This window comes from Kribbella sp. (genome assembly GCF_035655035.1).
In the GTDB taxonomy this organism is placed as follows: Bacteria; Actinomycetota; Actinomycetes; order Propionibacteriales; family Kribbellaceae; genus Kribbella.
The window spans coordinates 1-7,026 of the sequence record NZ_DASRVN010000213.1 but is presented as its reverse complement, the minus strand read 5'-3'; the positions used below and the strand labels follow the sequence as shown (position 1 = coordinate 7,026).

Annotated in this window: 8 protein-coding genes and 1 pseudogene; 3 read left to right on the top strand and 6 right to left on the bottom strand. The window is 68.7% G+C overall.

Features of this window, described 5'->3' with window-relative positions:
- Window positions 1-235: pseudogene (locus VFF46_RS12360) on the top strand (HoxN/HupN/NixA family nickel/cobalt transporter); the annotation flags it as partial.
- 20 nt (window positions 236-255) lie between these two features.
- On the opposite strand, the gene vanX reads toward VFF46_RS12360, so the two are convergent.
- The 6 genes from vanX to VFF46_RS12330 form a co-directional block, all read right to left on the bottom strand.
- Window positions 256-864 carry a D-Ala-D-Ala dipeptidase VanX gene (gene vanX / locus VFF46_RS12355; protein WP_325037229.1) on the bottom strand — a complete coding sequence of 203 codons (609 nt, stop codon included), beginning with the start codon at window positions 862-864 and terminating at the stop codon, window positions 256-258.
- A complete protein-coding gene (gene vanA / locus VFF46_RS12350; protein WP_325037228.1) occupies window positions 861-1,940 on the bottom strand; it encodes a D-alanine--(R)-lactate ligase in 1,080 nt (359 codons plus the stop codon). The genes vanX and vanA overlap by 4 nt, the downstream gene beginning before the upstream one ends.
- Complete coding sequence (locus VFF46_RS12345; protein ID WP_325037227.1) at window positions 1,933-2,901, bottom strand: D-isomer specific 2-hydroxyacid dehydrogenase family protein; 969 nt, start codon at window positions 2,899-2,901, stop codon at window positions 1,933-1,935. The genes vanA and VFF46_RS12345 overlap by 8 nt, the downstream gene beginning before the upstream one ends.
- 9 nt (window positions 2,902-2,910) lie before the next feature.
- Window positions 2,911-3,462: a VanZ family protein gene (locus tag VFF46_RS12340; protein ID WP_325037226.1), complete on the bottom strand. Its 552-nt coding sequence runs from the start codon at window positions 3,460-3,462 to the stop codon at window positions 2,911-2,913.
- A 95-nt stretch (window positions 3,463-3,557) separates the two neighbouring features.
- Window positions 3,558-4,661, bottom strand: a complete 1,104-nt coding sequence (locus VFF46_RS12335) for a lipid II:glycine glycyltransferase FemX (protein WP_325037225.1) — start codon at window positions 4,659-4,661, stop codon at window positions 3,558-3,560.
- Window positions 4,658-5,248: a M15 family metallopeptidase gene (locus tag VFF46_RS12330; protein WP_325037224.1), complete on the bottom strand. Its 591-nt coding sequence runs from the start codon at window positions 5,246-5,248 to the stop codon at window positions 4,658-4,660. The genes VFF46_RS12335 and VFF46_RS12330 overlap by 4 nt, the downstream gene beginning before the upstream one ends.
- Before the next feature lie 87 nt (window positions 5,249-5,335).
- Between VFF46_RS12330 and VFF46_RS12325 the strand changes: the two genes are divergently transcribed.
- Together VFF46_RS12325 and VFF46_RS12320 are read left to right on the top strand one after the other, a co-directional pair.
- On the top strand, window positions 5,336-6,013 hold the full coding sequence (locus VFF46_RS12325; RefSeq protein ID WP_325037223.1) for a response regulator transcription factor: 678 nt from the start codon (window positions 5,336-5,338) through the stop codon (window positions 6,011-6,013).
- On the top strand, window positions 6,006-7,026 hold a 1,021-nt coding region (locus tag VFF46_RS12320), incomplete at its 3' end, for a HAMP domain-containing sensor histidine kinase (protein ID WP_325037222.1). The genes VFF46_RS12325 and VFF46_RS12320, both read left to right, overlap by 8 nt.

Sequence of the window (7,026 nt, the reverse complement as noted above, 5' to 3'; positions counted from 1 at the left end):
CGGCCTGTCGGTCGCGGTCGCGCTGGTGATCGGCAGCATCGAGCTGGTCTCGATCCTGACCGAGAAGCTGCACATCGAGCACGGTCCACTGGCGGCGATCGCCGCCGTGGACCTGAACAACGTCGGGTACGCGATCGTGGCACTGTTCGTGCTCACCTGGCTCGGGGCGCACGCGGTCTGGAAGTACGCCCGGATCGAGGAGAAGTGGTCGGGCGTCAGCTCACCACGAGGATGAACCGCGACGACCGCCCAGGATCACGCGATCGGGCAATCGAAGTAGGTGTCCGGATACGGCTCGTCCCGGAGCGTGTAGTGCCACCACTCGAACGCGTACCGCTCGAACCCGGCGGCCTCCATCACCGCCGCCAGCGTCTCCCGGTTCCGCGCCTCGCTCTCGGTGACGCCGGGCGCGCCGTGGTGTGAGATCGAGTCCATCAGGTCGTGGTCGCCGCCCATCCGGGCCAGCTCGCCGGTGTCCAGATGGTAGAGCGTGAGGTCGACGGCGCTGCCGCGGGTGTGGCCCGAGCGGGTGGCGACGTACCCGTTGGTGAACATCTCGGCGCGCTCGATGTTCGGGTAGTACCGCGGCTTGGTGCGGCCGTCCTCGGGCTGCGCCGACCAGCGCAGGAAGTCGTCGACGGCACGCTGCGGGCGGTACCCGTCCCAGAGCAGCAGACCGAACCCGAGCGGCTCCGCCTTCCGCTGTGCGCGTTCCAGCGCCGCGCACAGCGCACGGGTGCCGACGATCCGGTTGGCCTGGTAGCCGTCCACCGGTTTGCCGGTGAAGTTGTCCCAGGTCGCGTACTTCGCGTCCCACCGGATCCCGGCGGCGAACTCGTCGACGTACACCAGGTCGGCCTTCACCGCGGACTCCCCGACAGGGTCGCCGCGACCAGTTGGTCGATCACCTTGCCGAGCGGCAGCCCGGCCGCGGTCATCATGCGCGGATACCGGCTGTACGACGTGAGACCCGGGAACGTGTTGACCTCGTTCAGCACCACCGAGCCGTCCTCCTTGAGGAACAGGTCGACCCGGGCCAGGCCGGTGCAGCCGAGCGCCCGGTAGATCGCCTTCGCGGTCTCCTGGACCAGCGACCGCGACTCCGCCGGGATGTCCGCCGGCACGATCGGCGTCGAGTTCTCCGAGCCGCTCTCCGGCGTGCTCTCCTGGTGGATCTTGAAGAACCCGTGCGACAGCGCGATGTGGTCGACCTCGCCGACGGTCAGCTCCGGGTCGTTCCCGAGGATCGAGCAGCCGACCTCGCTGGCCACGACCGCCTCCTCGATCAGGACCTTCGTGTCGTACTGCGCCGCGGTCTCGATCGCGCTCGCCAGCTCGTCCTTGGCCGTCACCTTGCTGACGCCGAACGACGAACCCGAGCGGGCCGGCTTCACGAACACCGGGTAGTCGAACTGGTCCGGGTCGACGGTCTCCTTGGCGCCGACGATCCAGAAGTTCGGCGTCGGGATGCCCGCGCTCTGCACGACGAGGTACGTCAGCGTCTTGTCCATGCACAGGACCGAGCTCTGGATGCCGCAGCCGGCGTACGGGATGCCGGACAGCTCGAGCAGGCCCTGGATCGCGCCGTCCTCGCCGCGCTTGCCGTGCAGGACGGGCAGGATCACGTCGAGGTTGACGGTTCGGTACTGGCCCTGGCGGATCCGTGATCCGAGCCGGTCGGACTCCAGCACCAGCAGGCCGCGCACGCTGCTGTCCGGCGACAGTACGACGGGGCTGGTGTCGCCGTTCTCCCAGTCGGTGCCGGGGCCGTTGCCTGGGCCGTCGCACAGCTTCCAGGCGCCGCTCTGCGCGATGCCGATGTAGTACGGCTCGTACTTCTCGGTGTCGAGGTGCTTCGCGACCTCGCGCGCGGACTTGACCGAGACGCCGTGCTCCTCGGACACGCCGCCGAACAGGATTCCGACCTTCAACTTACCCATGGTGCTTCCCGCTTTCGAAGTTCAGGCAATTGACAAGGGAGTGCTCGACCATGTCCTGGAGGGCACGGTCGGTGTAATACGCGGTGTGCGGGCTGATCAGGACCGTTGGCAAGGCCTGCAATCGCAGCAATAGCTCGCTTTTGATCGGGCGGTTGCTGTGGTCGGCGTAGAAGATTCCTTCCTCGCCTTCGAGAACGTCCAGCGCGGCGCCGCCGAGCTGCCCTACTTCGAGGGCTTTTGTCAGGGCCTCGGTGTCGATCAGGGCGCCCCGTCCGGTGTTCACCACGAAGGCGCCGGGCGGCAATTGAGCGATCCGTTGTTCGTCCAGCAGGTGGTGCGTTTCCGGCGTCAGTGGAGTGTGCAAGGTGACGATGTCGCTCTGTTCCAGCAGGTCGTCCAGTCGCACGTAATCGGCAGACGTCTTCGGGCGGGTGTCGAAGGCCAGTACCCGGCAGCCGAAGCCGCGCAGCCGGTCCAGGACCGCGGCGCCGATCCGGCCGGTGCCGACGACACCGACGGTGAGATCCCGCAGCTCACGGCCGCGGACGGCAGGCAGACGGTAGTCGTGGAGGTCGGCGCGCCGGACGACGGACTTCGCGTTCCGGATCGCCATCAGCATCAGCATCAACGTGTAGTCGGCGACGCTGTCGGGGGAGTACGAGACGTTTCCCACCGTGATTCCGACGCTCTCGGCGTACCGCAGATCGAGGTGGTTGTAGCCGATGCTCCGGGTGGACACGTATTCGACACCGGTGTGCCTCAGCGCGCGCAGGGTTTCGTTCGTCACCCTGGTTTTGTGCCCGATGCTGACGCAGCGATTTCCGGCGGCGAGTTCGGCGGTTTCCGCACTGACCGCGGCGGCCGTGATGGTCGGAAACGCGCCGTACCGGGGCGCGAGTTCGCGGAACAGGATCGCCTCGTCCGGTTCACAGCCGAAGACGGTGATACCTGCTGGTTTCATGCCTCCCAGTCAAGAACGGACGGCGTTGCGAGCGCGTATCCGGTTTTTCATATGCGGACGACATGTCCGCCGCAGCCACCAGTGGTACGACGCGAGCGCGGCCAGGGCGGCGCCGACGGTGTTCAGCAGTACGTCGTCCACCGACGACACCCGGTCGAGCCGGAACACGTACTGGGAGATCTCGATCGCCGTCGAGCTGCACGCGGCGATCGCCACCACCCGGCGGAAGCTGACGGCGAACCGGATCGGCACGAAGAAGCCCAGCACCGCGAAGATCAGCAGATTGCCGACGACCTGCGGCACCGACGTGCTGAGCAGGTCGCGGAACGGGATCAGGCTGACGCGGCGGTTGGCGCTGCCGGCGTGGCTGCCGGGGAGCATGGTCAGCCAGACCATCGGCAGCGTCCAGTAGACGATCGCGACCTCGGAGAGCGCGTTGCGCACACCGCGGCGGCGCGCCAGCACCCACACCACGACCGCGGCGACCGGCAGCAGAAGCATGGTCAGCAGGGCGACCCCGGTGAAGGTACCGAACCAGAACCGCGCGCCGCTGAGGGTCACGCCGGACCGCGGGGGCAGAGGTGCATCCGGACAGTCAACCAGGTGCGACGTTGCGTCGGCATATCGGATTTTCGATATGCCGACGATATGTCAGGTCATTTGCGGCGCCGGCGCAGGTAGACGTCGAACGCCCGGTACAGCAGCGGCCGCAACGGCAGGTCCCACTCGCCGACGTACCGCACGGCCTGTCCGCCGGTGCCGACCTTGAACTGGATCAGCCCGACGTGCGGGTCGTCGGCGTCGAGCGTCGGAGTGATGCCACGCAGGCTGTACACGTCGCACCCGGCCTTCATCGCGTCGCGAATCATCGCCCACTGGCACGCGTTCGACCCGCGGACGTCGCGCTTCTCGGTCGCCGAGGCGCCGTACGAATACCAGGCCTGGGCGCCGACCCGGATCATGATCGCGGCGGCGACCAGGTCGCCCTCGTGGTGTGCGAGGTACAGCCGGATCCGGTCCGGGTCCTCGGGGCGGAGCGCGGCGAACATGGTCTCGAAGTACCGCAGCGGCCGCGGCGTGAAATGGTCGCGCTCGGCGGTGTGCACGTACAGGTCGTGGAACGCCTTGAGGTCGTCGCCGATCGTCACCTCGACGCCGGCCTTCTCCGCCTTCTTGATGTTGCGCCGCCACTGCTGGTTCATGCCCCGCAGTACGTCGTCCTCGGAGCCGCCGAGCGGGAGCTCGAACGTGTACTGCGGATGGCCGGTGCCGAACCCGTCGACCGGGTTCTGCGGGAGCCATCCGGCGCTGCGCAGTTGCTTGGTCACCTGGCTGCCGGGCGACTCGATGCTGGGCAGATCGGAGAGCCGCCGGATCGCGGGGTCGGCGATCCCTTCCTTCACCTGCGCGGCGGTCCACGTGTCGGTGCGGACCGGCGGGCCGAGCCGGATCGCGAACGCGCCGTTCGCCTTGAGGTACGTCGCCAGCGGGCGGAGCCCGCGGTCGATCGGGCCGGTCCAGTCGATGACCGGGCCTTCGGGGAGGTACGCGAGCGTGTAGCGGTCCAGCCGGGGGACCGGGCGGTGCAGGACGAGCCCTGCGCCGACGAGCCGCTCGCCGTCGTACCAGCCGAGCGACTCGCTGCGCCACTCGGTCTTCACGCTCGCCCAGGCGGGCGTTTGAAGGAAGCTGACGGATCGTTGTGCCTGGACGAACGCGAGGTGGTCGGCGGCGCTGATCGGCGCGATCGAGAGCGTCACCCCTGCATCCTCGGGTCGTGCGTCGGGTCGGCGTACCGGGGTGGGCAGCCGTGCTGGACCGCCTCCGGGCGCAGCTCGTAGTGCCACGGCTCGTTGTCGTAGATCTGGCACAGCCCGTACGCCGCGCCGTGCTCGGACAGCCACGCCGTCGCGTCCGACCGCCCGATGTCGATCGCCTGGCCCTTCACATGCGGCGAGTTCTGCGGCGTCGCGACCCAGCGCGCCGCCTCCTCCTTCGAGCCGTACCGCTCGATCGCGTCCCGCAGCAGCTTCTCCTGGTACGCCGGTGAGCGCCACCCGCTGTTGACGTAGAAGACGACCCCGTCCTGCGCCGCCGCCGTCGCAGCCCGGCGGAGCGCGCGAAGCAGTTCGGGGTCGAGGTTGGTGACGCCGGGAACCTTGTCGTCGAACACCGTGACGCCGTCCGGTACGGCGCCATCCGCCTGGCCCAGACCGGCGCGCCCGGTGGTCGGCAGCGAGGTCGCGAGCGACTGGTGGATGAACACGCTGATGATCGCCACGTTGGCGAGCAGGAAGGCCGCCCGGAGCGTCGATCTGGCGCGCCGGGTCGGTTGGCTGACGGTCATATCACCAGTGAAGATGGACGGGCGTTGCCGGCCGGTATGGAGTTTTGGATACACCGACGATATGGACCGGCCCGTAGCATCGACAGTGTGCGGGTGCTGATCGTGGAGGACGAGCCGGAGATGGCGGGTGCCATCCGGGACGGCCTGCGCCTGGAGGCGATCGCCGCGGACATCGCCGGCGACGGCCACGCGGCGCTGGAGCTGCTCGGCATCAACAGCTACGACATCGCCGTGCTGGACCGGGACATCCCCGGCCCGTCCGGCGACGAGATCGCCAAGGAGATCGTTGCCTCCGGCAGCGGTACGCCGATCCTGATGCTGACCGCGGCGTCCCGGCTGGACGACAAGGCATCCGGGTTCGAGCTCGGCGCCGACGACTACCTGACCAAGCCGTTCGAGTTCCAGGAGCTCGTACTGCGGCTGCGCGCGCTGGACCGGCGGCGCGCGTACAGCCGGCCGCCGGTGCGGGAGATCGCGGGCCTGCGGCTCGACCCGTTCCGGCGTGAGGTGTACCGGGACGGGCGGTACGTCGCGCTGACGCGGAAGCAGTTCGCCGTACTGGAGGTCCTGGTCGCGGCCGAGGGCGGGATCGTGAGCGCGGAGGACCTGCTCGCGCGGGCCTGGGACGAGAATGCCGACCCGTTCACGAACGCCGTACGGATCACCGTGTCGGCGCTGCGGAAACGCCTCGGCGAACCGTGGGTGATCGCGACCGTCGCGGGGGCCGGGTACCGGATCGACGCCGGGGACGGAGATCGTGGATAGGGAGCCCGGGCTGAGCGTCCGGCTCAAGCTCGCCCTCAGCTACGCGGGATTCGTGATGGCCGCGGGGGTGTTGCTGCTGATCGCGGGGTGGTTCGGGCTGAGCCAGTTCCGGTCGGGCGGCGTGGTCATCATGACGACGACGTACACGTTTCCGCAGCTGCTGTGGCGGTCGTTCGCGCCGGTCGCCGCTGTGGTGATGGCGTTCCTGCTGGTGTTCGGGCTGGTCGGCGGGTGGATCCTGGCCGGGCGGATGCTCGACCCGCTGCGGCGGATCACCGAGGCCACCCGGGTCGCCGCGACCGGGTCACTGTCGCACCGGATCCGGCTGCCGGGACCTCGCGACGAGTTCCGGGAGTTGGCGGACTCGTTCGACACGATGCTCGCGCAGCTGGAGGCACATGTCGCCGAGCAGCAGCGGTTCGCGGCGAACGCGTCGCACGAGCTCCGTACGCCGCTGGCGATCACCCAGACGCTGCTCGATGTGGCGCGCAACGACATGTCGCACGACAACGACGTACTCGTCGACCGCCTGCACGCCGTCAACGCCCGGGCGATCGATCTGACCGAGGCGTTGCTGGTTCTGAGCCGCGCGAACCAGCGGTCGTTCAGCCGGGAGCGGGTCGACCTGTCGCTGATCGCGGAGGAGGCGACCGAGACGTTGCTCCCGCTGGCCGAGAAGAACGGCGTCACGATCGAAACCAGCGGCGACCAGGCTCCGACCGTCGGCTCACCCGCCCTACTGCTCCAGCTGACGACGAACCTCGTCCACAACGCGATCGTCCACAACCTGCCCGACCACGGCTCGGTGTGGGTCACAACCCGCGTCGACACCCCGACGGTCGTCCTCACCGTGGAGAACACCGGCGTACAACTCGCCCCCCACCTGATCGCCACCCTCGTCGAACCCTTCCAACGCGGCAGCGAACGCATCCGCACCGACCAGCACTCCGGCGTAGGCCTAGGCCTGGCCATAGTCAAAAGCATCACCCGAGCCCACGACGGCACTCTAACCA

Coding starts and splice junctions, on each gene's coding strand:
- vanA (WP_325037228.1), bottom strand. CDS start 1,940: ATGGGTAAGTTGAAGGTCGGAATCCTGTTCGGCGGCGTGTCCGAGGAG.
- VFF46_RS12345 (WP_325037227.1), bottom strand. CDS start 2,901: ATGAAACCAGCAGGTATCACCGTCTTCGGCTGTGAACCGGACGAGGCG.
- VFF46_RS12330 (WP_325037224.1), bottom strand. CDS start 5,248: ATGACCGTCAGCCAACCGACCCGGCGCGCCAGATCGACGCTCCGGGCG.